Genomic DNA, 22,512 nt, shown 5'->3' on the forward strand with positions numbered 1-22,512 from the left:
AAACAAGCGCGTTCCATACCGGGGGCGCGGTCAAAGGAGAAAGCATGTCTAAGGGTGAGGGACTCAAGGGTGGGCTGCAATCGCGCCACATGACGATGATTTCCATTGCCGGGGTCATCGGCGCGGCCTTGTTTGTGGGGTCCGGCAAGCAGATCGCGCTGGCCGGACCCGCGGCGATCCTGGCTTATCTGGGCGGCGGGATCCTGGTGTTTCTAGTCATGCGCATGCTGGGCGAGATGGCCGTGGCCCAGCCCGATACCGGTTCCTTTTCGACTTACGCGGATCGCGCTATCGGGCGCTGGGCGGGTTTCACCATCGGTTGGCTGTATTGGTACTTCTGGGCGCTGCTGATGGGGTGGGAAGCCTATGTCGCGGGACAGATTCTGCATGGCTGGTTCCCCGTGGCGCCCAATTGGGTCTACGCGCTGCTCCTGACGCTTGGGTTGATAGGCGTCAACTTCATGAACGTCAGGAACTACGGGGAATTCGAGTTTTGGTTCGGCCTGATCAAAGTGGTGGCCATCGTCTTGTTCCTGGTGGTCGGAACGCTGGCGGTTGTGCACCTGTGGCCCTTTGGCGATGCCGGCGGCATGTCCAATCTCGCCGATCGGGGTTTCATGCCCAATGGGCCCGGCGCCGTGGTCACCGCATTGCTGGGCATCATGTTCGCAATGATGGGCGCGGAAGTCGTCACGGTGGCGGCGGGAGAGACCTCCGAGCCCGGTGGCCAAATCGTGAAAGCCATCCGATCGGTGGTCTGGCGGATCTGCCTGTTCTATGTAGGGTCCATCTTTCTGGTGGTTTGCCTGGTGCCCTACGACACGCCCGCCCTGGTCGACCCGACGCGTGGCAGCTACAACGTGGTGCTGGACGCGATGGGCATTCCCTACGCACAATTGATCGTCAACGCCATCGTGCTGACTTCGGTCTGCAGCTGCTTCAACTCGGCGCTTTACGTCTCGTCGCGCATGCTCTATTCATTGGCCCGTCGCGGCGACGCGCATCGCATCATGGCCGTTACTGGCGTTTCGTCCGGTGCGCCGTACGTGGGCGTGGTCATATCCAGCGTGTTCGCATTCGTTGCCGTCTACATGATGGCGACGTCCTCGATGGACCTGTACGACGTCCTCATGCAAACCACGGGCTGCGTGGCGCTGTTCGTCTACCTGACCATCGCATGCTGCCAACTGCGCATGCGGCAGCGCCTGCAGGCTCAGGGAGCCGAACTGAAGTTCAAGATGTGGTTGTTTCCCTGGCTGACCTGGGCGGTCATCCTGTTCATCTGCGCAGCCTTGCTGACGATGGTGCTGGAGGGTACGTACCGCCAGGAGGTGCTGTACACGTCCGCACTGGGCGCCGTGATCGTCCTGATGGGCGTGGCGGCACAGCGCTTTGGCATCGGCGGGCCGAAGGCCCATGAGCCCTCGGCGCGGAAGATTCTGGAACAAGGCTTCAACGGCCGGCGCGAGGCCGCGGCGCTCAAGCCTTGACGCGGCACGAATAGCCGCAGGCTTGCGGCTATTCCGGCAGCAGGCCGTGGTACTTCTTGCCCAGCGCCACGGTGGCCTGGAACATGCCGGCCTTGCTGCCACAGTCGTAGCGCACGCCTTCATAGCGGTGCGCATACACGGCGCGCTCGCGCATCAGCGAGGCGATGCCGTCGGTCAGCTGGATCTCGTTGCCGGCGCCCATCTTGGTCGAGCGCAGGTGGTCGAAGATCGCGGCTTCCAGCACGTAGCGGCCCACCACGGCGAGCGTCGACGGCGCGGCTTCGGGGTCGGGCTTTTCGACGATGTGGGTGACGCGTTCCGTGCGGCCGCTGGCGCTGGCCTCCCCCTGGCGGGTGGCCACGATGCCGTACTTGCGGGTATCCGCGCGCGGCACGTCCTGTACGCCGAGCACACTGGCGTTCTGCGCCACGGCCACGTCGATCAGCTGCTTCAGCGCGGGCTGGTCGGAGTCGATCAGGTCATCGGCGAGCAGCACGGCAAACGGTTCGTCGCCCACGGCCGGCGCGGCCGACAGCACCGCGTGGCCCAGTCCCAGCGGGGCCGACTGGCGGATGTAGAGGCAATTCACATGCGCGGGTAGAATGCCCCGCACCATGGCCAAAAGCTCGTGCTTGCCCTTGCTTTCCAGGTCCGATTCGAGTTCCGGCGCGGAGTCGAAGTGGTCTTCGATGGCGCGCTTGTTGCGCCCCGTCACGAAGATGAGATCGGTGATCCCGGCGGCCACGGCTTCTTCCACGGCGTATTGGATCAGCGGCTTGTCGACCACGGGCAGCATTTCCTTGGGCATCGCCTTGGTGGCGGGCAGGAAGCGCGTACCCATGCCGGCGACGGGGAAAACGGCTTTACGGACAGGACGCATTGAGACCTCGTTGGGGCTATCGATGAAACATTTTAAGCGCATCGCTATCATAGGCTTATGAACCGCAGGAAAATGCCATCCATTTGCTCGATTGCGAAACGGGGTGCAATCGTCGGGCTGTCCGTGGCCCTGGCCGTGCCCGTCCTCCCCATCGCCGCCTGGGCGCAGCCCGTAGGCCTGCCCTCGATGGGTGCGGCCTCTGCCGCTGAACTGTCCCCTGCGCTGGAGCGCAGCCTGGGCGAGGCCATCATGGCCCAGGGGCGGCGCGACCCGACCTATGTGGACGATTCCGAACTCAGCCAGTACCTCACCACCATGGGGCGCAAACTGGCGGCCTTCGCGCCCGGCGCGGTCCCCGAGGTCGAGATGTTCGGCGTGCGCGACCCCGAAATCAACGCTTTCGCCATGCCTGGCGGCTTCATCGGCGTCAATACGGGACTGATCGTGGCTTCCGCCAGCGAGTCCGAACTGGCGGCGGTGCTGGCGCACGAAATCGGCCACGTCGTGCAGCGCCACATCGCCCGCGGCATGACCCAGCAGAACCAGAACAGCATGGTGATGCTGGCGAGCCTGGCGGGGGCGCTGCTGGCAGCCCTGGCCGGGGGCGGCGGCAACCTGGCGGTGGGCGTGGCGGCATTCGGCCAGGCCGCGGCCATCAACCGCCAGCTGGGTTTTTCACGCGATGCGGAACGCGAAGCCGACCGGGCCGGGCTGCAGATGCTGACCAAGGCGGGCTACGACGCCGAAGGCATGGCGCAGATGTTCGGGCGCCTGATGAATGCGTCGCGCCTGAATGAAGGCGCGGGCGGCGGCTCATGGGCCAGCACCCACCCGCTGTCCATCGAGCGTATGTCGGACGTGCAGAATCGGGTGCGCAACCAGTCTCCGGTGGCGCGCCACGTGGATAGCGACGATTTCTGGTACATACGCGCCAAGATGCGCGTGGTGCAGGGCCGCGACGCGGTCAGCCTGCGCACCGCCGGCCAGCAATTGCAGGACGAGGCCCAGGCCCTGTCGGGCGTACGCAAGTCGGCCGCCTACTACGGCCTGGCGCTGCAGGCGTTCCAGCGCAACAACCTGGCCGAGGCCGAGCGCAACTGGAACCTGGCGTCGGCGGACGGTCGAAGCTCGGCCCAGCTGGCCAAGCTCAGTGTGGATATCGCCCTGGCCCGCAAGGAGTACCCCCGGGCGCTGGAGCTCGCCCAGGCTGGCACCAAGCGCTGGCCCGCCCACCGGGCCCTGGGCATCGCCTACGCCCAGGCGCTGCAAAGCGTCGGCCGCCACACGGACGCGCAGGAATACCTGCGGGCCAAGATCAAGCAATGGGGCAGCGACGAGCCCAGCCTCTACCAGATGCTGGCGCAGAGCGAAGACCGCAACGGCAAGCCCGTGGCCGCGCGCCGCGACCAAGCGCGCTTTTACGTCATGACGGGCGCATACGCCGCCGCGGAATCGCAGCTGCAGCAGGCGCGCAACATGTCCACCGACTTCTACGAGCAGTCTCAGATCGACGTGCAGATCAAGGAAGTGAAGGACAAGCTGGCCGAAGAGCGCCAGTTGCTGGAACGCTTCAAGTCGGGCTGAGCGCCCGGCCGAGCCGGGCAGGGCGCAGGACGCGCCCTACAGGCCGGTTTCGAAGAAGCGTCCCAGCCGCTGGGGCAGCCAGTTCAGGTGGGCGGGGAAGCTGCCGGTCGGAAAACCGGCATGGCCGCCATCGGTAGGCTGATGCAGCAGGATGGTGGACGAGCATTCCTCGGGCGTCGGCAGCGACGCGGCCGGCACGAACGGATCGTTGCGGGCATTGAGCACCAGCGTCGGCACGGATATCTTCGGCAGCCAGGGCTTGCTGGACGCCCGCGTCCAGTAATCCAGCGCATTGCGAAAACCGTGCATGGGCGCGGTGTACGTGTCGTCGAATTCGCGCAGATCATGCGCATGGGCGATGCGCATGACGTCCACGGCGCCGGGATAGCGGTGCGCCTTCTCCAGCACCTTGTGCTTGAGCGTCTTCAGGAAATGGGCGGTGTAGACCCTGCGGTTGAATATGCCGGTGGACAGCGTCTTGCCGCAGGCCACCAGGTCCAGCGGCACGGACACGCCCGCGCAGGCCGTCAGCCAGCCGGTATCCTCCTGGTGTTCGCCCAGGTATTTGAGCAGGGCGTTGCCCCCCAGCGATACGCCGACCGCATGCCAGCGAGCATGCGGGATGCGCTGGCGCACGGTATTCAGCATGAAGCCGACCTCGGCCGAATCACCCGAGTAGTAGGCGCGGGCCAGGCGGTTGGGCACGCCCGAACAGCCGCGGAAATGCGCGATCACCACGATCCAGCCGCGCGCGCGGAAGTGATGCGCGATGGACTGCGCATAGCGGCTATTGCTGCCGCCTTCCAGGCCGTGGAACAGGATCAGGGCTGGGGTATCGGGCGTATGCGGCAGGGACTTCCAGTCCGCATCCGTCATCCACCGGGCCGCGGCGGTCTTGCCATTGGCAACCGGACGCTGGCCGCTGACGGGCGCACCGTCGGCGGACTTGTGTGGGAACAGGCCCGGACCGGTCCAATCGAAATCGACGAAGTCGGTGTCGGGCGTGTCCACCCGTTCGCGTACGAATGCGATGCGGTGATACTGCGCGAACAGGGCGGCATAAACCGTCTGGCTGTCGCCTCCGGGCAACCAGGAGGGGACGGGACAGGGCGTTGTATCAAGACGAGCAGCGGCCAACTAAAAATCCACCCGATTCAGTGCAGCATGTCGGGTACGTCGTGCAAGTCGAGCACCCCGGCTTCGGTGGGCGCCGGCGAGGCATGGTGCATGACCATGCGCCAGCCGGTGGGCCCCTTGTGGTAGATGTTGGTGGCGTAGCAATTGGCGAATTGCGTGCCTTCCCGCGTCTGCACCGCCACCTGTTCCACCAGCACGTGCACCGCGCACATCATGCTGAGCATGACCAGCGGGCGCAATGGGCGCACGTGCAGCGGGCCGTTGGCCAGCACCTGCTGCCAGGAATCGTGCACCGCCGAGTGGCCGACGATGCGCAGGCCCCCCGGATGGATGCAGACGACTTCCTCGTCGTCCGCCCAGACTTGCATCAGGCGTACGACGTCCGCCTGGTCGAGGGCTTCGTAGAACGCGTGCTCTGCTTCTTCGGGCGTGGCGAACATGGCGGCGGAAACGGGTGGACGTTATAGAGCGGGTGACTCAGTGCCCGTGGCCGTGCAATACGGTGCCGGGCTTCAGGCGGTATTCGGCGCCGCAGTAGGCGCAACTGGCGGAGCCGGTGCGGGCCACGTCCAGGAACACGCGCGGATGCATGCTCCAGAGCGGCGCCTTGGGGCCCGGACAGAACACGGGCAGGTCGTCAGCGCCGACCTCGATGACTTCGTGGGGGTGGGGGACGGCGGCCGGAGCAGCAGCGGTCATGGATATTCCTGAAAAAAAACCGGTAATCGGCAGGTTGGGGCAATGATGCGGCCTGGTCATGGACCGGGCCGCGCGGATCAGACTTTACTCAGCCAGTGATGGTACTTCGGGTTGCGGCCATTCACCACGTCAAAAAAAGCTTTCTGCAGCCGCTCCGTGATCGGGCCGCGCCGGCCGGAGCCGATCTGGCGGTTGTCCACTTCGCGGATGGGGGTCACTTCGGCGGCCGTGCCGGTGAAGAACGCCTCGTCGGCGATGTAGACGTCATCGCGTGTCAGGCGCTTGGTCACCACGCGCAAGCCCAGGTCGGCGGCCAGCGCATGGATGGTGGAGCGGGTAATGCCGGTCAGGGCGGATGCGATCTCAGGCTCGCAGAGCACGCCGTCCTTGACGATGAAGAGGTTTTCGCCGGAACCCTCGGCCACGAAGCCTTCCGTGTCCAGCAGCAGGGCTTCGTCGTAGCCGTCCTGCAGGGCTTCGGTATTGGCCAGGATCGAATTGGCGTAGGTGGTGGCCACCTTGGCGCGCGGCATCGTGACGTTCACGTGCTGGCGCGCGAATGACGACACCTTGACGCGGATGCCTGCGGACAGCGCCTCTTCGCCCAGATAGGCGCCCCAGGGCCAGGCGGCGATGGCCACGTGCACCCGGGCGCCCTTGGGCGACACGCCCATTTTTTCGGGGCCGTAGAACACCAGGGGGCGCAGGTAGCCGGCTTCCAACTGGTTTTCGCGCACGACCGTCCGCTGCGCCTCGTTGATCGTGTCGCGATCGAAGGGCATCGGGATCTGGTAGATGTGAGCCGAATTGAAGAGGCGGTTGGTGTGGTCTTCGAGGCGGAAGATGGCGGTGCCGATCTCGGAGCGGTAGGCGCGCACGCCTTCGAATACCGACAGGCCGTAATGCAGGGAGTGCGTCAGGACGTGCGTGGTCGCGTCTCGCCACGGTACGAGCTTGCCGTCATACCAGATGAAGCCGTCGCGGTCTGCCATCGACATGGTCTACTCCCAAGCGCCCAAGAATCCCGAGGCCCGTATTGTATCAAGCAGCGAGGTTACAATACGCCCCTATTCGCGCCCCGGCGCGGCGCCGCCAGGCCCGCGCGTAGTGATCCCGGCGGGCGAACGGGTTGTCGTGCGTTCCTTTTCCTTAGAGTTTCCATGTCGTCCTGTCCGAATCGCCAGGGGCCAGCAGTTGTCCTCTGAATCCGCGCTTCCTGAATCCGAAGACCCCGTCGCGGTCCGCCAGGAGCGTATCGCTGCATTCCGGGCTGGCGTGCACGCCATCGTGCCCGCCCTGATCGCCACCGCCACTTGGGGGCTGGTCACCGGCGTGGCCATGGTCAAGTCGGGCTTGACCGAAACCATGGCGCTGGCCATGACCCTGTTGCTGTACGCGGGCTCGGCCCAACTGACGTCCCTGCCGCTCATCGCTACTGGCGCGCCGCTTTGGCTGATTTTCGCCGCCGGCTGCGTGGTGAACCTGCGCTTTCTCATTTTCGGCGCGGCGCTGCATCCCTATTTCCGCCACCTGTCCTGGCCCAAGCGGCTGGGGCTGGGGTATTTCACGACCGACATGGGCTTCGTGCTGTTCATGCCGCGCTTTGGCGATGCGGCCGTGCGCGGCACCCGCGAGCAGCTCTGGTTCTTCCTGGGCGCCATCGCGCCGGGCTGGTTCGTGTGGCAGACCTCGTCCATCGTCGGCATCTATCTGGGCTCCATGGTGCCCACGGACTGGTCGCTGGACTTTGCCGCGGTGCTGGCGCTGCTGGCCATCACGGTGCCGCTGGCCAGCACCAAGCCCATGCTGATTTCCATGCTGGCAGCCGGCGTGGTCGCCTGGACCGGGCAGGTCCTGCCGCTGCGCCTGGGCCTGGCCGCCGCCGTGGTGGCGGGCGTGGTCGCCGGCATTTGGGCCGAACGCTACTTCAAGGCCCGCGCATGACCCTCTGGCCTGCTGAAATCTACGTCTATTCCGCCATCCTGCTGCTGGCGCTGTGCAGTGTGCTGACGCGCGCCGGCTTCATGCTGTTCGGCGACTACATCCCCCTGCCGGAAGGCGTGCGCCGCGCCTTGCGCTACGCGCCCGCCGCCGCCCTGACCGCCATCATCGTGCCCGACCTGCTGCCCTGGAAGGCCGGCCTGGGGCCGGTGTTCGACTACAAGCTGGTCGCGGGCGTACTCGCCATCCTGGTATTCCTGCGCACCCGCAGCGCGGTGCTGGTCATCATCGTCGGCATGCTGGCGCTCTGGGGCCTGCGCTGGCTGGCCGGCTAAGAGTCATTACCCAAAACGTCCATCCAGTGGACGCGGCTGGTATGCCCGGCGGGCGCTTGCTGACAGCGGGCGGAAGGCGTTTGCAATGCCTTTCAGAAGGCGGCTGGACCGTGTGGTAATGCGGCTGCGCTAAAATCATGTTATCCACAGCAATCCGGGCCTGGTACTGCCCTCATAAGTATCGAATCCAGAATGCGCCGCCTGGCCAGCAAGGCAGGATGCAGATTGCGCGTGTTCAGGTTGTTCCGATGCATATGTAGTGCAGTGCGCGTAGCACTCTCGTTTTGTTCTTTTTCACTGGTCCCGGTATCTGCCTAACCCTGATGACTGAATCCACTCAATCCGTAGCACCTGCCGCGCCCGCGCCGACGTTCACCGATTTCGGGCTGCACCCTCTGCTTCTGCAGTCCATCGCCGAAACCGGCTACACCACGCCCACGCCGATCCAGGCGCAGGCCATCCCCGTCGTGGTGGAAGGGCGCGACGTCATGGGCGCAGCCCAGACCGGCACCGGCAAGACGGCCGCCTTTACGCTGCCCATCCTGCATCGCCTCATGCCGCTGGCCAATACCAGCGCATCGCCCGCGCGCCATCCGGTGCGCGCGCTGATCCTGACGCCCACGCGCGAACTGGCCGACCAGGTCTACGAAAGCGTCAAGCGCTACAGCAAGCAGACGCCACTGCGTTCGGCGGTGGTGTTCGGCGGCGTGGATATCGGTCCGCAGAAGGAAGCCCTGCGCCGCGGCTGCGAAGTGCTGGTGGCCACGCCCGGCCGCCTGCTCGACCACGTCGAGCAAAAGAACGTGAACCTGAGCCAGGTCGGCATCCTGGTATTGGACGAAGCCGACCGCATGCTGGACATGGGCTTTCTGCCCGACCTGGAGCGCATCATCCGCCTGCTGCCCGCGCAGCGCCAGGGCCTGCTGTTCTCCGCCACGTTCAGCAATGAAATCCGCAAGCTGGGCCGCTCGTACCTGAATCAACCGGTCGAAATCGAAGTCGCGGCGCGCAACGCCACCGCCAACACGATCACCCAGATCGCCTACAAGATGCCCAGCGACGCCAAGCGCGCCGCGGTCGTGCATCTGGTGAAGTCGCGCGGCCTGAACCAGGTCATCGTGTTTTCCAACACCAAGATCGGCACGGCGAGGTTGGCCCGCGACCTGGAACGCGATGGCGTCAAGGCTGAATCCATTCACGGCGACAAGACCCAGGCTGACCGCATGAAGGCGCTGGAAGCCTTCAAGGCCGGCGAACTGGAAGTGCTGGTGGCTACCGACGTGGCCGCGCGCGGCCTGGACGTGGCTGGCGTGCCTTGCGTCATCAACTACGACCTGCCGTACAACGCGGAAGACTACGTGCACCGTATCGGCCGCACGGGCCGCGCGGGCGCATCGGGCGAGGCCATCGCCTTGTTCACGCCCGACGAAGAACGCTTCCTGCTCGACATCGAAAAACTCATCAAGCGCGAAGTGCCGCGCGGCACCCTGGATGTTCCTGCCGACCTGGTCGCGCGCAGCCACCGCCGTAGCGACGAGCGCCGCGGTTCGTCGTCGCGCGAAGGGCGCGAGGGTCGTGAAAGCCGTGACAGCCGCGGCGACCGCGGCCGTTCGTCCGACCGCCGCTCCGGCTATTCGTCCGGCGCGCCGCGCCAGCCCGTGGACGATTTCTTCCTGAAGCCCTACGAGCCCTCGGCGCCGTCCGCGCCCGCCGAAGAACCGGCGCCCAGGAGCAATGGCGCATCCTCGGGGCCGAAGCGCCAGATCGCCGTCCTGCTGGGCGGCAGCCGCAAGCCCTGAAAGGCGCCGGCATGAAAAAACCCGCAAGCCCTTAGGTCTGCGGGTTTTTTTATGGCTGGCGCGCGTGACGCCCGCTGCGGCTCAGGCGGCCAGCATGCGCGGCAGGTCCGGCAGCGCGGTGGCGACCGCAGGGCTGTTTTCATTCAGGCTTTCGAGCAGGCGTTCCAGGTGGCCGATGTGCGGCAGCATGGGGCCGTAGAACACCACCTTCGATCCGATCTGCACCAGCAGCGTGGGGAAGTTCTCCACGTCTTCGTCGCCCAAGAGTTCGGCGTGGTCCTCGATGTCGATCCAGGCGAAGACGTGCCGCGGCATGGCGGCGGCCAGCGCTTGCAGCTTGGGCTTGTATTGCTCGCAGGTGTCGCACCAGGCCGCGCAGAAGCAGGCCACCAGCCAGGCGTCGGGCGATGAGCCCAGCCGCGCGCGCAGCGCGGCCAGGTCGGTATCGGGTACAAGTAGGGACATGTGGGCAGATGAAGGCGTGTTTGACTATCATACCCGGGATGTCTACCCCCTCATTCCTCGTCCATGACTGCTTTGCGCACTGATTCCGCCACGCCCGACAACGGCCGATTTTCCGCTGCCGGGGCCGGCGCCGTCAGCGTGGGCCAGGCGTTCAAGCGCGCCCTGGTGTCCCAATGCCATCCCTCCATGCTGTTCGCGGTGCTGCTGCCGTTCCTGATCGCGCTGGTGGGGGCCCTGTTGCTGCTGTACCTGTTCTGGACGCCGCTGAACGAATGGCTGGCTGCCGAGGCGGCGCGCTGGGACTTCGTCAACCGGGCCGAGGACTGGATGCTGGCGATGGGGCTGTTCTCGCTCAAGGTCTACATGATCCCCGTGATCGCGGTGGCCATCCTGTTGCCGGTATCGGGCATCCTCGGCCTGGCGATTGCCGCCGTGTTCGTGATGCCGCTGGTGCTGAACCACGTCGGCAAGCGTGAGTATGTGAGCGTCACGCGGCAAGGCAAGCATGCGACGGCGGTCAGCGTATGGAACGCGATCTGGGTATCGCTGGCCTTTGCCGCGGGCTGGCTGCTGACGCTGCCGCTGTGGCTGGTGCCGCCCATGGCTATCGCCTTGTCGATCTTCTGGTGGGCGTTCGCGTTTTCGCGCATGATGCGCGTAGACGCCATCGTCGAACACGCCAGCCCCGCCGAGCGCAAGCTGATCCTGGAACGCAACAACGGCGGCTTCTGGACCATAGGCCTGATCTGCTCGCTGTTGAACCTGTTGCCGCCCGCGTGGGTCATCCTGCCGGTGTTCTCGGCCCTGGTCTACGCCCACTACGGTCTGGAAGCGCTCAAGCGCTTGCGCGAGGACCGGGTCATCGACGTCTGAACCGCGTCATTCTTCTCAACTTCTGGAATCGGACATGGCCGCAGAATCCGCCGCCCGCCGCATTGGCCTCATCATCGTAGGGGACGAAATCCTCTCGGGCCGCCGTCAGGACAAGCATTTTTCCAAGGTCGTCGAGCTTCTGGGCGCGCGCGGCATGCAGTTGGGCTGGGCTGAAATCGTGCCCGACGACCGCGACACGCTCATCGCCACCTACAAGCGCAGCTTTGTCACCGGCGATGTGGTGTTTTCCTGTGGCGGCATCGGCGGCACGCCCGATGACCACACGCGCCAGGCCGCCGCGGCCGCGCTCGGCCTGCCGCTGGCGCTGCACCCGGAGGCCGAAGAGGCCATCGCGCTGCGCACGGCCGAGATGGCTGCCAAGGGGCAGGGCACAGCCGACATGAGCGCGCCGGAAAACCAGCAGCGCCTGCAGATGGGCGTGTTTCCGGAAGGCTGCGAGATCGTCCCGAATCCCTACAACCGCATTCCCGGCTTCTTCATCAAGGACCACACCTTCGTGCCGGGCTTTCCCGTCATGGCGTGGCCCATGCTGGAATGGACGCTGGACACGCGCTATCGTGCGCTGCAGCATGTGCGCGCCCACGCGGAGCACTCCTTCCTGGTATTCAGCATGCCGGAGTCGCGCATTACGCCGGCCATGCAGGCCGTGGAAACGCGCTGGCCCGGCGTGCGCGCGTTCAGCCTGCCCAGCGTGGGCGAGGCCGGCGGCACCCCCCATATCGACCTGGGCGTGAAGGGCGAACCGGCCGCGGCAGCCGAAGCGCTGGAGTATTTGCGGGCCGAGGTGCTGCGCCTGGGAGGCAGGCTGGCGCCCCCGCCAGCAGTCTGAAGTCAGGGCCGCACCCGATGTGCGGCCCTTTTTTTGATACAAAAAGCGGTTGCCAAACGCGCCAGTAAATTTCACAATACGGGAAAGAACTGTTTGCTGCAATGCCGCAAGTCCGGTTCCCTAAGGTGGGGCCCTACAGGCGGCGCGGCTGTCCACGCCCCCCTTTCCATGTCCCGTCTCCCCACTACCCGCAACGCCCTGGACGCCGAGACCGAAGGCGCCTCCGCCCATCCCATCGCCATCCAGGTGATCGAACGCGCCATGCGTCTGCTCGATGCCCTGGCCGCGCAGCCGGATCCGGTAACGCTGAAAGAACTGTCCGCGACCACGGGCCTGCATGCGTCCACCGCGCATCGCATCCTTAACGACCTGGTCGTGGGCCGCTATGTCGAACGCGTCGACAACGGCCTGTATCAGCTGGGCATGCGCCTGCTGGAGCTGGGTTCGCTGGTCAAGGGGCGCCTGAACGTGCGCGAGGCGGCCATTTCCGCCATGCGCTCGCTGCACAAGCTGACCGGGCAGACTATCAACCTGTCGGTCCAGCAGGGCGACGAGATCGTCTACATCGACCGCGCCTGGAGCGAGCGTTCCGGCATGCAGGTGGTTCGCGCCATCGGCGGCCGCGCGCCGCTGCACCTGACCTCCACCGGCAAGCTGTTCCTGTCCACCGCCGATGCGCGCCAGGTCCGGGCCTACGCGCTGCGCACCGGCCTGGCCGGCCACACGCGCAACAGCCTGACCGACCTGGACCGCCTGGAGCGCGAACTGGCGTTAGTGCGGCGCCACGGTTATGCGCGCGACAACGAAGAACTGGAACTCGGCGTGCGCTGCATCGCCGCCGGCATTTTCGACGATACCGGCAAGCTGGTCGCCGGCCTGTCCATTTCGGCCCCCGCCGAGCGCCTGCAGGACGACTGGATCAAGGCGCTGGTCGACACCGCCGCCAGCATCTCGGAAGCGCTGGGCTACGAGCCCTCCGTTTCCACCGGCTTCAACGGTCTGGGCATGGCCGCAGAGGCTCTGCGCCCGTAATCCAGGGCCGGCCTGCAAAAAAAGAAAAGCCCCGGACGGGGCTTTTCTTTTTGCATGCGCCGCCAGGGCGCATGGTTTGGGTTACTGCTGTTCGACGCCAGCCTTCTTGAACAGCTCGCCCCACTGCGGGACTTGCTGCTTGACCTTGGCTTCCAGGGCTTGCGGGTTCGCTTCGGACGTCAGCACAGTCGCGCCCAGCTGCTTCATGCGTTCCTGGAATTTGGGATCGGCCAGGCCAGCCTGCAGGCTCTTGACCAGCTTGTCGACGACGGGCTTGGGCGTGCCCTTCGGCACCCACATGCCATGCCAGATGCCCACTTCGAAGCCCTTGTAGCCGGATTCGTCCATGGTCGGCAGGTTCGGCAGCGTGGGGACGCGCTTCAGGCTGGTGACTGCGTAGGCCTTCACCTTGCCGCTGTCGATCTGCTGGGTGGTGTTGGTGGTCTGGTCGCAGAGCAGGTCCACCTGCTTGCCCAGCAGGTCGTTCATGGCGGGCGCCGTACCCTTGTAGGGGATGGTCAGCAGCTGTACGCCCAGCGCCTCGACCAGCATGGTGCCGCACAGATGGCTGGCGGCGCCGATGCCGGCGTTGGCCAGGGACACCTTGTCCTTGTTCTGTTTGACGTACTCGGCCAGTTCCTTGATGTTGTTGGGCGGGAAGTCCGAACGCGCGATGATGGTCATCGGCACGTCGACCACCAGGCCGATGGGCTCGAAGCTCTTGTAGGGGTCGTACCCCGGATTCTTGTACAGCGAGGGCGCCGTCGAGAAGCCGGCGTGCATCAGCAGGACGGAGTAGCCGTCAGGCTGGGCGCGCGCTACCTGGGTCGTGCCGATGGTGCCGCCGGCGCCGCCCTTGTTCTCGACCACGACCGTCTGGCCCAGGCTCGGCCGCATGGCTTCCGCGAGCGAACGCGCGACGTTGTCCGTCGGGCCGCCAGCGGCGAACGGCACCACCATGTTGATGGGGCGATCCGGATATTCGGCTTGGGCGGCGCCGGCTGCGAGCATGGCGCTGGCCGCGAGCAAGGCCGAAAGCGTGCGGGGGATGAGGGTCATGGAGTCTCCAATTGCAGGGTTTGCTGCGATTTGCTGTTGCGCGCTGACTTGTGGGTTTATTTGTCTGTCATCAGCGTGAAAGCAGTTTAGAAAACAATTGATACGACGTCACTTCGGGTATTTCCTGAATCCTGGGAAACCTTTGTGCTGGATCAAACCCGGACAAGGCATGCACCGTCAAAGTGCAATTCTTTGTTGCGTCGCACAAAAACTCCTTGACAAGGATTTTTCTCAGCCTAGAATGTCAATTGTGCAGTGCATCAAACGGGCCGGCGGTAGCTTGTAGTACCAGTTTCCGCGCACGTTTCTATAGTTCGTCGCAGACAACCATTCCTTATTTGCCGGACAGCCTCCGGCTACCCTGAAGGAGCATTCTATGAGCGCTATCCCGCAACAAGTCCTGGACCGTCAAAAGGCCAGCATCAACACCATCGTGGCCGCCCAGTCGGCCGTGTTCGCCGGCTTCGAAAAGCTGGTCGAGCTGAACCTGAAGGTCGTCAAGGCCACCCTGGACGAAGTCGCCCAGAAGTCGCAGCAAGCCGCTGAAGTCAAGGATCCGCAGGAAGCCGCCGCTTTCGCCTCGGGCCTGCTGCAGCCGGGCGCCGAAAAGGCCATGGCCTACACCAAGCACGTGTACGACATCGTTGCCGGCGTGCAGACCAGCCTGGTCAAGCTGACCGAGGAACAGATCGCCGAAGGCCAGCAGCAGCTGAGCGAAGCCGTCGACCAGTTCTCCAAGAACGCCCCGACCGGCTCCGAAAGCGCCGTTGCCCTGATCAAGTCCTCGCTGGCCACCGCGACCAGCGCCTACGATTCGATGACCAAGGCCGCCAAGCAGGCCGCCGAAGTCGCCGAGTCGAACCTGAATGCCGCCGCCAACGCGACCTTCAAGGCTGCCTCGGATGCCGCCGACGCCGCCACCAAGGTTGCCAGCCGCAGCCGCCGCAGCGCCTAAGTTTTTGGCGCGCAGTGCTGCGCAAACCGCAGTTATGTAGTACTGTTGAGTGACAGAGCAGAGCTGGAATTAGGGCCACCCACCGGGTGGCCCCTTTTTTTGCCTGCTTTTTTCGCTGTACGGCCGGCGGATGCCGGCCGCGTCCGGGCTCAGCGCGCCACGGCGCGCACGCACTCGCCCACCAGGGCCGGGCCGCGGTAGATCAGGCCGGTATAGAGCTGCACGGCGTCGGCGCCCGCATCCATCTTTTCGCGGGCCTGGCGGCCCGACATCACGCCGCCCACGCCGATGATCGCCAGGCTGCCGCCCAGCTTTTCCTTCAGGCGGCGGATGACGGCCAGAGACAGTTCATGCACCGGGGCGCCCGACAGGCCGCCCGCTTCCTCGGCATGCGGTTGGCCGGTGACGGCGTCGCGCGAGAGGGTGGTGTTGGTGGCGATGACGCCGTCGATGCCGTGGCGCGGCAGCGTTTCCGCGATGGAATCGATCTGTTCGTGCGTCAGGTCCGGAGCAATCTTCACCGCCATGGGCACGCGCCGCTGGTGCTGGTCTTCCAGCGCGCGGCGCTTGTCCGCCAGTTGCGCCAGCAGGGCCGACAGTTCGTCGCCGCCTTGCAGCGCGCGCAGGTTCTTGGTGTTGGGCGACGAAATGTTCACCGTCACGTAGTCGGCATGCGGATACACGCCTTCCAGCCCGATCAGGTAGTCATCTGCGGCGCGCTCGATGGGCGTGTCCGCGTTCTTGCCGATGTTCAGCCCCAGAATGCCGCCTTGCTTGCGCCAGGTGCTGCGCTGCACATTGGCCAGGAAGGCTTCCAGGCCCTGGTTGTTGAAGCCCAGCCGGTTGATCAGCGCATTGGCGCGCGGCAGCCGGAACATGCGCGGCTTCGGGTTGCCGGGCTGCGCGCGCGGGGTCACGGTCCCCACCTCGATGAAGCCGAATCCCAGGTTGCCCAGTGCGTCGATATAGGCGCCGTTCTTGTCCAGGCCCGCGGCCAGCCCGATCGGGTTGGCCAGCTGCAAGCCCATCAGCGTGCTTGGCGCCTTCGGCTGCGCGTGCATGAGCTTGCGGGTGGCACCGCATTCATAGGCGCGTTGCAGGCCCGACAAGGTGACTTCGTGGGCGGTTTCCGCGTCCATGGCGAACAGCGCCGGGCGGGCCAGGGGATAGGCGTGGAAGAGGATAGACATGGGGCGGAATTGTAGAGCGAATTTTGCCGGCCCTGCGCCGCCCCAGGCGCTCCAAAGAAGGGGCGGATCAGGCGGGCGGCAACGCGGGCTGGTCGCCCCACACGCCGTCGACCAGGAACTGGGCTGGATGGAAGCTGGATTTGTAGGACATCTTGCGGCTGTCGGCGATCCAGTAGCCCAGGTACAGCCAGGGCAGGTTCAGCGTGCGGCATTGTTCGATCTGCCACAGGATGCTGTAGGTGCCCAGGCTGCCGGCAATGTCGGGATCGTAGAAGGTGTAGACGGACGACAGGCCGTCGTCCAGCACGTCGATAATGGACACCATGACCAGCTCGCCGGTCTCGTCGCGGAACTCGACCAGGCGGGTGTTGACACGGCTGGTGAGCAGGAATTGCGCATACTGCGTGCGGCTGTCCTCGTCCATGCCGCCGCCCGGATGGCGGCCCTGCTGGTAGCGCGTATAGAGCCGGTAGTGCTCGGGCGACCAGGCCAGCTCCGCCACGAATGACTGCAAACCCTGGTGATCGCGCCAGGCGCGGCGCTGGCTGCGATTGGGCGCGAAGCCCGCCGTATCCACGCGCACCGGGATACAGGCGTGGCAGTTGTCGCAATGGGGCCGGTAGGTGAACAGCCCGCTGCGCCGAAAACCTTGCTCCACCAGTTGCGAATACGTCCCTGCGTTGATCAGATGGCCGGGCGCGGCAACCTGCGACCGTGCCTGGCGACCCGGCAGATAGCTGCAAGGGTAGGGAGCGGTGGCGTAGAACTGCAGGGTGGAGAAAGGGAGTTCTTTGAGCTGGCTCATCGGAGGTCCCGCAATGCGGCAGCAGGCCCGCAAGGGGAGTGGCTACATATTAACGCCGAACCCCGGGCCCGATGCTGTGTCGGGATGCAAGCGGCCAGCGCTGTCCAGCGTGCCCCGCGCCCACGCGACGGCAGGTAGCGCAGTGGCGGTGCGCACATGCTGCAGGAAAGCGGCGCGCGGGATGGGGCGCGCGCCCAGGCTGGCCAGGTGGCGCGTCTGCTGCTGGCAGTCTATGCGTTGCACGCCTTGCGCGGCCAGATAGCGCACCAGATAGGCCAGCGCGATCTTCGAGGCGTTGGGCGCGCGGGTGAACATGGATTCACCGAAGAACATGCGGCCCAGGCTGATGCCGTAGAGGCCGCCGGCCAGTTCGCCGTCAATCCAGGTTTCGATGCTGTGCACGTAGCCGGTCTCATGCCAGGCGCGATAGGCCTGCTGCATGGCTGCGGTGATCCAGGTGCCGGGCTGGCCGTCACGCGGCGCGGCGCATTGCGCCATCACCTCGGCGAAAGCGGTGTCCACGCGTACCTGCACGCGCGGCGCGGCGCCTTGCTCCTGGCTGGCGATCTGCCGCAACAGCTTGCGCAGCGAATGCGAGGGCGCGAAGTCCTTCACGGCGAGCACCATGCGCGGATCTGGGCTCCACCACAGGATGGGCTCGCCCTCGGAGTACCACGGGAATATGCCGTTGGAATACGCCTCGATCAGCCGGGGCGTGGACAGGTCGGCACCCGCCGCGAGCAGGCCGTCGGGATCCGCAAGCGCAAACTCCGCGGGCGGAAAAGGGGTGTCGACGGCGAGCCAGGGCAGTTTCAACGGTGCGATTCTAGGGTGTAGTGATGGGGGGGGTACATGCCCTGCTTGCGGTCGTCGAAGTAGTGGCGCAGCGTGGTCGCCACGGTGCGGAACGCCAGGTCGTCCCAGGGGATCTCGGATTCGTCGAAAAAGCGCGCTTCCAGGCTTTCGGGGCCCGGGTCGAGGTCGGCCGACAACGCCTGGGCCAGGTAGAACACGTGCACCTGATCGATCTGCGGCAGGTCGATGACGGTGTAGAGCTCGCCCAGCTTGATGCGCGCGCCGGATTCTTCCAGTGTTTCGCGGGCGGCGCCCTGCGCCGTGCTCTCGCCCAGCTCCATGAAGCCGGCGGGCAGGGTCCAGGTGTTGTAGCGCGGCTCGATCGCGCGCCGGCATAGCAGGACGCGGTTCTCCCAGACCGGCACCGTGCCGACCACCAGCCTTGGATTCTGGTAGTGGATCGCACCGCAGTGATCGCAGATGTCGCGTTCGCGGTTGTCGCCTTCGGGAACCCGGCGGCTGATGGGCGAGCCGCATTGGCTGCAGAAATGCGAACGGCGCGGCGCGGGGAAGTATTCGAGGGGCGATTTTGCGGTCATGGGTACGATTCTAACGGCTGCGGCGGGGGCTGGCGCGCCGGCCCGGAACGGCTGGGGAGGAGGCGCCGAAGCGGCCTTCCAGATGCTCCACGAAGGATCGTACCTTGGGCGACAGAAAGCGCCGGTGCGGGTAGACGGCGTACATGGAGATCGGGGTGTGGGCGTAGTCGGTCAGCAGCGCAATCAGGCGCCCGGCGCGGACGTCGTCGCCCACCAGGAAATCGGGCTGCAGGATGACGCCGTGCCCGGCCAGGGCCGCGGTCCGCAGCACATCGCCGTTATTGGCCCGCAGGGCCGCGTTCACGCGCACCAGATGGGTCACGCCGTCTTTCTCGAAATGCCATTCGTTGCCGGTGCTGGCATAGGCGTAATGCAGGCAGCGGTGCTGCTTCAGTTCCTCGGGCGTCTGCGGCGTGCCATGGCGTTGCAGGTAGTCGGGCGCGGCGCAGACCAGCAACTGCTGCGGCGCCAGCGGCCGCGCGACCAGCGAGGAATCCTGCAGCGGCCCGATGCGCACCGCCACGTCGTAGCCGTCCTCCACCAGGTCCACCACGCGGTCGTTCAGGTCCAGGTCGATGATCACGTCCGGGTAGCGTTGCAGGTACTCGGCTATGGCAGGCCCCAGGTGCAGGATGCCGAACGACACCGGCGCGCTCACCCGCAGCCGGCCGCTGGGCCGTTGGCCCTCGGCCTGCAGCGACAGCTCCAGGTCCGCCACCTCGGCCAGGATGGGCCGCACGCGTTCATAGAAGGCGCGTCCGGCGTCGGTCATGCTCAGCTTGCGCGTGGTGCGGTTCAGGAGGCGCACGCCGTACTTCTGTTCCAGATAGGCGATCTGGCGCGTGACCACGGAACGGGCCTGGCCCATCTTGTCGGCCGCGGCCGCGAATGAGCCCAGCTCCACGACCTTGGCATAGGTCTGCATGGCGGTGTGCGTGTCCAAGATTGTTTCCTATCGGGGAACAATAATTTGCAATTCTGCATGTTTATCTTTGTTTTTGGAATCGCAAGAATAGCGCTCATCAAGAATCTTCCCATCCTGGGCGATTCCCCTACCGCTCTAGGAGAGTGCAATGGTTGATACCCGTACCGCGCCCTATGCCGCGCTGTTGCTGCGCGTGGCGCTCGGCGTCATGTTCCTGGCCCATGGCCTGACCAAGCTGCTGGTGTTCACGCTGCCCGGCACCGCGCAGTTCTTCGCCAAGATCGGCTTCGCCGGCTGGCTGGCATACCCGGTGACGTTTTTCGAGGTCGGTGCCGGCGTGCTGTTGATCCTGGGCGTCGTGCCGCGTTGGGTCGCCGCCATTGCCGTGGTGCAGCTGTTCGTGGCGTCGACCGTGCATTTTCCCAATGGCTGGGGCTTTGGCAATGCGGGCGGAGGCTGGGAATATCCGATCTTCCTGACCGTGGCTGCGGCCGTACTGGCGTTGCTGGGCGACGGCAAGTACGCGCTGGTCAAGAGCGGCCGCGGCTGATCGCTGCGCGCACCAGACTGTCTACCGCCACGGACGTGGCCGACAGGACGGCCGGACCATAGAATGGCCCGGCCGTTTTTCCATTCCGGAGTTCTCCATGTTCTTCTCCAAGCCTTGCTTCAAGCGCGCCGTTGCCGCAGCCATGCTGGCCCTGGCCCTGTCTCCCGCCGTCCATGCGTCCGCCGAACAGGAAGCTGCCAACAAGGCGGCCGTGCTGGCCTTCTACGAGAAGGGCCTGAATCAGAAGGACGCGGATGCCGCCTTGAAGTACGTCGGCGACCGCTATGTGCAGCACAACCCGAATGCGGCGGACGGCCCCGAAGGCTTCCGCAAGTTCATCGCCTTCCTGCGCGACAAGTTTCCGCAGTCGCGCAGCGAGATCAAGCGAGTCTTCACCGATGGCGACTACGTGATCCTGCACGTGCATGCGGTGCGCCAGCCCGGCGATCGTGGCAGCGCCATCATCGATATTTTCCGCCTGGAGCAGGGCAAGATCGTGGAACATTGGGACGCGGTGCAGCCCATTCCCGAGCAGTCCGCCAATCCCAACGGCATGTTCTGAACGCGCCGTTCAGGCGCGGGGATTCGCTTCGAAGCCCAATTCCCGCGCCACATCCTTTTGCGCTATCAGCGCCAGCGGCGCGGCCGCATAGGTTCCGGGCAGGACGGCCTGGACTGCGCCACCGGGCGCAAGATCCGCCAGCGCATCCAGCAGCGGGGCGCCGTCCGCCGTGGCCATCTTCTCCAACAGCGGCTGCAGATCGCGGTCCAGCACGATGCCGGCGCCCAGGGGCGTCATCGCATACAGCTGTCCCGCGTCGTCCAGCTTCCACGCGTCGACCGAATCGACCGCGACGTTCGTGTGCGTGAGCAGTCGGCGGTTGTCGTCGCTCAGCCGCAGCACATAGGGCGCGGCGTCCAGCCGCAGGAACACGCGCTGCGGACCATTCTGGAAGAACCAGCGGCCCGCTTCATCGTGTTCGTAATTGCGGTTGATGAATTCCAGGATCTGGGTATTGGTGATGGATTCGCCCGGGCCGCCTTCGGCTGATTGCCCTTGCGGATGCAGGCGCCAGCGGCCGCGCGCGTCCAGCGACAGCCAGCCGTATACCGCTGGCACGTCGGGCCAGCGGGCTAGCGCGTCCTTCACCGATTGATCCATGTTCAGGGGCGGATGATGATGGGGGGCGGGTTGATGACAATGGCGGGCGCCGGCATCACGGCCACCGGCTGCGGCACCTGCACATAGCCGTGGCGGTAGTCGTCCCGGCATTTGCGCTTTTCCTGGTAGTCGCCATTGCGCTTCCATTTACGCTCGACCTTACAGGCGCCGTCCCAATACTGCTCTTTATACTCGCGCCCGTGGCGATGGCGGTGCTTGTCCGAATCGGCCTGCGCCGCAAGCGGGGCGAGCGTGAGCAATGCCGCCGTGGACAGCGTCAACAACGCGGAGGAGGGGCGGGCTCGAGAGTTCGGAATGGTACGCATAGGGTCCGTCATCAGTTGCAAACGGCGTCACCATAGCAATCATTTGATTGACGGCGCGTAGGGATGCGTAACCAGATGCTGGCAGAAAGCCGCAATCGTACCTGAGCCTCGGTTTATTTCGGCGCGGCAGGGCGCCGTTGCGAGCGTCTTTCGCGCCTTATGAATCCCAAGAGCGCTTCGGCAGCGGGTGAAAGGCTGCTGCCGCGGCGTTGCATCAGCACGAATGCCCGCGACACAGCGGGGCGCACCAAGGGCACCGCCGCCAGCATCGGATAGGCCCCAGGTTGCAGGGCGAGATCGGGAACGATGGCCACGCCCACTCCCGCCGCCACCATGCCCACCGCGGTCGTGCTTCTCTGGACCTCGAAGCGGGCCTGCAAGGCGATGCCCGCGGGCAGTTGATCATCAAGCAGGGGGCGGTTGCTGCTGCCCGCGCCAGGCAGGGTCAGCGCTTCGTTCTCCAGCTCGGACCAGGGAACCGCCTTGCGCCGGGCCAGGCGGTGTTCATTTCCGCAAACCAGCACGAAACGGTCGTGCAGGAGTTCCTCGTATTCGATTTCGGGTACGAGTCTGTCCGCGATCCCTATGCCGAACTCGGCGGCGCGGTCCAGAACGGCCTGCTGCACGGCAGCGGAAGAGTGGTCCAGCACGCTGACCCGGTTGTCCGGAAATGCCGAGGCATAGGCTTGCAGCACGCGTGGCAGAAAGCGGACGCCCACCGTCGGCACGCAGGCCATGGTCACGTTACCCGCGAGCGCCTGCCGTTGTTCCCGGATCTGCTGCAGAGCGCTTTCCAGTTCACCCAGCAGGCGCCGCGCCTGCGGCAGGAAGCTGCGGCCCACGGTGCTCAGAGAGAGCGTGCGGGTGGTGCGATCGACCAGGCGTACGCCCAGGTGGATTTCCAGGTTCCGGATGCGGCGGCTCAGCGCCGCCTGCGAGAGGAACAGCGACTCGGCGGCCTTGCCGAAACTTTCCCGTTCGGCCAATGCCACAAATGCTTGAACGCCCAGGACGTCCAGTTTCATAGGTTTTTTGCATCAATGAACGAAATCATTTCATTT

General features: G+C 65.5%; 26 protein-coding genes. 11 read left to right on the forward strand and 15 right to left on the reverse strand.

Annotated features, from left to right (window positions below):
* The first annotated feature begins 44 nt into the window (after positions 1-44).
* Positions 45-1,490, forward strand: a complete 1,446-nt coding sequence (locus IB259_RS17455) for an amino acid permease (RefSeq protein ID WP_192329766.1) — start codon at positions 45-47, stop codon at positions 1,488-1,490.
* A gap of 28 nt (positions 1,491-1,518) precedes the next feature.
* Here IB259_RS17455 and galU read toward each other — a convergent pair whose 3' ends face one another.
* A complete protein-coding gene (gene galU, locus IB259_RS17460) occupies positions 1,519-2,370 on the reverse strand; it encodes a UTP--glucose-1-phosphate uridylyltransferase GalU (RefSeq protein ID WP_054449934.1) in 852 nt (283 codons plus the stop codon).
* A 57-nt stretch (positions 2,371-2,427) separates the two neighbouring features.
* Here galU and IB259_RS17465 point away from each other — a divergent pair, with 57 nt between their 5' ends.
* The gene (locus IB259_RS17465; RefSeq protein WP_192329767.1) at positions 2,428-3,954 is read left to right on the forward strand and encodes a M48 family metalloprotease; all 1,527 of its coding nucleotides are present in this window, start codon (positions 2,428-2,430) and stop codon (positions 3,952-3,954) included.
* Between the two features lie 36 nt (positions 3,955-3,990).
* On the opposite strand, the gene IB259_RS17470 is transcribed toward IB259_RS17465, so the two are convergent.
* From IB259_RS17470 to IB259_RS17485, 4 genes are all read right to left on the reverse strand, one after another.
* Entirely contained in the window at positions 3,991-5,091 is a 1,101-nt protein-coding gene (locus IB259_RS17470) for a YheT family hydrolase (RefSeq protein ID WP_054449938.1), read from the reverse strand.
* Positions 5,092-5,108: 17 nt separating this feature from the next.
* On the reverse strand, positions 5,109-5,531 hold the full coding sequence (locus IB259_RS17475; protein WP_054449940.1) for a nuclear transport factor 2 family protein: 423 nt from the start codon (positions 5,529-5,531) through the stop codon (positions 5,109-5,111).
* A gap of 37 nt (positions 5,532-5,568) precedes the next feature.
* Entirely contained in the window at positions 5,569-5,790 is a 222-nt protein-coding gene (locus IB259_RS17480) for a zinc-finger domain-containing protein (RefSeq protein ID WP_059371641.1), read from the reverse strand.
* Positions 5,791-5,867: 77 nt separating this feature from the next.
* On the reverse strand, positions 5,868-6,788 hold the full coding sequence (locus IB259_RS17485; RefSeq protein WP_054449943.1) for a branched-chain amino acid transaminase: 921 nt from the start codon (positions 6,786-6,788) through the stop codon (positions 5,868-5,870).
* Between the two features lie 196 nt (positions 6,789-6,984).
* On the opposite strand from IB259_RS17485, the gene IB259_RS17490 reads away from it, so the two are divergent.
* The 3 genes from IB259_RS17490 (at position 6,985) to IB259_RS17500 (ending at position 9,865) form a co-directional block, all read left to right on the forward strand.
* Positions 6,985-7,734 (forward strand): AzlC family ABC transporter permease, encoded by a 750-nt coding sequence (locus tag IB259_RS17490; protein WP_175181131.1) that lies wholly within the window; start codon positions 6,985-6,987, stop codon positions 7,732-7,734.
* Complete coding sequence (locus IB259_RS17495) at positions 7,731-8,066, forward strand: AzlD domain-containing protein (RefSeq protein ID WP_054449947.1); 336 nt, start codon at positions 7,731-7,733, stop codon at positions 8,064-8,066. Before IB259_RS17490 ends, IB259_RS17495 begins: the two co-directional genes overlap by 4 nt.
* Before the next feature lie 323 nt (positions 8,067-8,389).
* Positions 8,390-9,865, forward strand: a complete 1,476-nt coding sequence (locus tag IB259_RS17500; protein WP_156337298.1) for a DEAD/DEAH box helicase — start codon at positions 8,390-8,392, stop codon at positions 9,863-9,865.
* Positions 9,866-9,946: 81 nt separating this feature from the next.
* Here IB259_RS17500 and IB259_RS17505 read toward each other — a convergent pair whose 3' ends face one another.
* Positions 9,947-10,330 (reverse strand): thioredoxin family protein, encoded by a 384-nt coding sequence (locus tag IB259_RS17505; protein ID WP_054449951.1) that lies wholly within the window; start codon positions 10,328-10,330, stop codon positions 9,947-9,949.
* Between the two features lie 63 nt (positions 10,331-10,393).
* On the opposite strand from IB259_RS17505, the gene IB259_RS17510 reads away from it, so the two are divergent.
* The 3 genes from IB259_RS17510 to IB259_RS17520 all read left to right on the forward strand — a co-directional run bounded on the left by IB259_RS17510 (position 10,394) and on the right by IB259_RS17520 (position 13,085).
* On the forward strand, positions 10,394-11,203 hold the full coding sequence (locus tag IB259_RS17510) for an EI24 domain-containing protein (protein ID WP_054449954.1): 810 nt from the start codon (positions 10,394-10,396) through the stop codon (positions 11,201-11,203).
* 34 nt (positions 11,204-11,237) lie between these two features.
* Complete coding sequence (locus IB259_RS17515; RefSeq protein WP_192329768.1) at positions 11,238-12,053, forward strand: molybdopterin-binding protein; 816 nt, start codon at positions 11,238-11,240, stop codon at positions 12,051-12,053.
* Between the two features lie 168 nt (positions 12,054-12,221).
* Positions 12,222-13,085, forward strand: a complete 864-nt coding sequence (locus IB259_RS17520; RefSeq protein ID WP_119449688.1) for an IclR family transcriptional regulator — start codon at positions 12,222-12,224, stop codon at positions 13,083-13,085.
* 81 nt (positions 13,086-13,166) lie between these two features.
* Here IB259_RS17520 and IB259_RS17525 read toward each other — a convergent pair whose 3' ends face one another.
* On the reverse strand, positions 13,167-14,144 hold the full coding sequence (locus IB259_RS17525; RefSeq protein WP_054449960.1) for a tripartite tricarboxylate transporter substrate binding protein BugD: 978 nt from the start codon (positions 14,142-14,144) through the stop codon (positions 13,167-13,169).
* Between the two features lie 376 nt (positions 14,145-14,520).
* Between IB259_RS17525 and phaP the strand changes: the two genes are divergently transcribed.
* Positions 14,521-15,099, forward strand: a complete 579-nt coding sequence (gene phaP / locus IB259_RS17530) for a TIGR01841 family phasin (protein WP_054449962.1) — start codon at positions 14,521-14,523, stop codon at positions 15,097-15,099.
* Between the two features lie 149 nt (positions 15,100-15,248).
* Here phaP and IB259_RS17535 read toward each other — a convergent pair whose 3' ends face one another.
* The 5 genes from IB259_RS17535 to IB259_RS17555 form a co-directional block, all read right to left on the reverse strand.
* Complete coding sequence (locus IB259_RS17535) at positions 15,249-16,289, reverse strand: quinone-dependent dihydroorotate dehydrogenase (RefSeq protein ID WP_119449687.1); 1,041 nt, start codon at positions 16,287-16,289, stop codon at positions 15,249-15,251.
* A 67-nt stretch (positions 16,290-16,356) separates the two neighbouring features.
* The gene (locus IB259_RS17540) at positions 16,357-17,094 is read right to left on the reverse strand and encodes an arginyltransferase (protein WP_054449966.1); all 738 of its coding nucleotides are present in this window, start codon (positions 17,092-17,094) and stop codon (positions 16,357-16,359) included.
* Between the two features lie 42 nt (positions 17,095-17,136).
* Entirely contained in the window at positions 17,137-17,910 is a 774-nt protein-coding gene (gene aat, locus IB259_RS17545) for a leucyl/phenylalanyl-tRNA--protein transferase (protein WP_175213840.1), read from the reverse strand.
* Positions 17,907-18,488, reverse strand: coding sequence for an NUDIX hydrolase (locus IB259_RS17550; RefSeq protein WP_119449686.1), 582 nt, complete (start codon positions 18,486-18,488; stop codon positions 17,907-17,909). The genes aat and IB259_RS17550 overlap by 4 nt, the downstream gene beginning before the upstream one ends.
* Positions 18,489-18,498: 10 nt before the next feature.
* Complete coding sequence (locus IB259_RS17555; RefSeq protein WP_175213841.1) at positions 18,499-19,431, reverse strand: LysR family transcriptional regulator; 933 nt, start codon at positions 19,429-19,431, stop codon at positions 18,499-18,501.
* A 130-nt stretch (positions 19,432-19,561) separates the two neighbouring features.
* On the opposite strand from IB259_RS17555, the gene IB259_RS17560 reads away from it, so the two are divergent.
* Together IB259_RS17560 and IB259_RS17565 are read left to right on the forward strand one after the other, a co-directional pair.
* Positions 19,562-19,963, forward strand: a complete 402-nt coding sequence (locus IB259_RS17560; protein WP_054449973.1) for a DoxX family protein — start codon at positions 19,562-19,564, stop codon at positions 19,961-19,963.
* A gap of 97 nt (positions 19,964-20,060) precedes the next feature.
* Positions 20,061-20,525, forward strand: a complete 465-nt coding sequence (locus IB259_RS17565) for a nuclear transport factor 2 family protein (protein ID WP_175159438.1) — start codon at positions 20,061-20,063, stop codon at positions 20,523-20,525.
* Between the two features lie 9 nt (positions 20,526-20,534).
* Here IB259_RS17565 and IB259_RS17570 read toward each other — a convergent pair whose 3' ends face one another.
* The 3 genes from IB259_RS17570 to IB259_RS17580 all read right to left on the reverse strand — a co-directional run bounded on the left by IB259_RS17570 (position 20,535) and on the right by IB259_RS17580 (position 22,476).
* A complete protein-coding gene (locus IB259_RS17570) occupies positions 20,535-21,125 on the reverse strand; it encodes a DUF2946 family protein (RefSeq protein WP_192329770.1) in 591 nt (196 codons plus the stop codon).
* Between the two features lie 2 nt (positions 21,126-21,127).
* Complete coding sequence (locus tag IB259_RS17575) at positions 21,128-21,463, reverse strand: hypothetical protein (protein WP_225591437.1); 336 nt, start codon at positions 21,461-21,463, stop codon at positions 21,128-21,130.
* A 101-nt stretch (positions 21,464-21,564) separates the two neighbouring features.
* The gene (locus tag IB259_RS17580) at positions 21,565-22,476 is read right to left on the reverse strand and encodes a LysR family transcriptional regulator (RefSeq protein WP_192329772.1); all 912 of its coding nucleotides are present in this window, start codon (positions 22,474-22,476) and stop codon (positions 21,565-21,567) included.
* Positions 22,477-22,512 lie beyond the last annotated feature (36 nt).

This window comes from Achromobacter sp. ACM04, assembly GCF_014851465.1.
GTDB lineage: Bacteria > Pseudomonadota > Gammaproteobacteria > Burkholderiales > Burkholderiaceae_B > Achromobacter > Achromobacter aegrifaciens.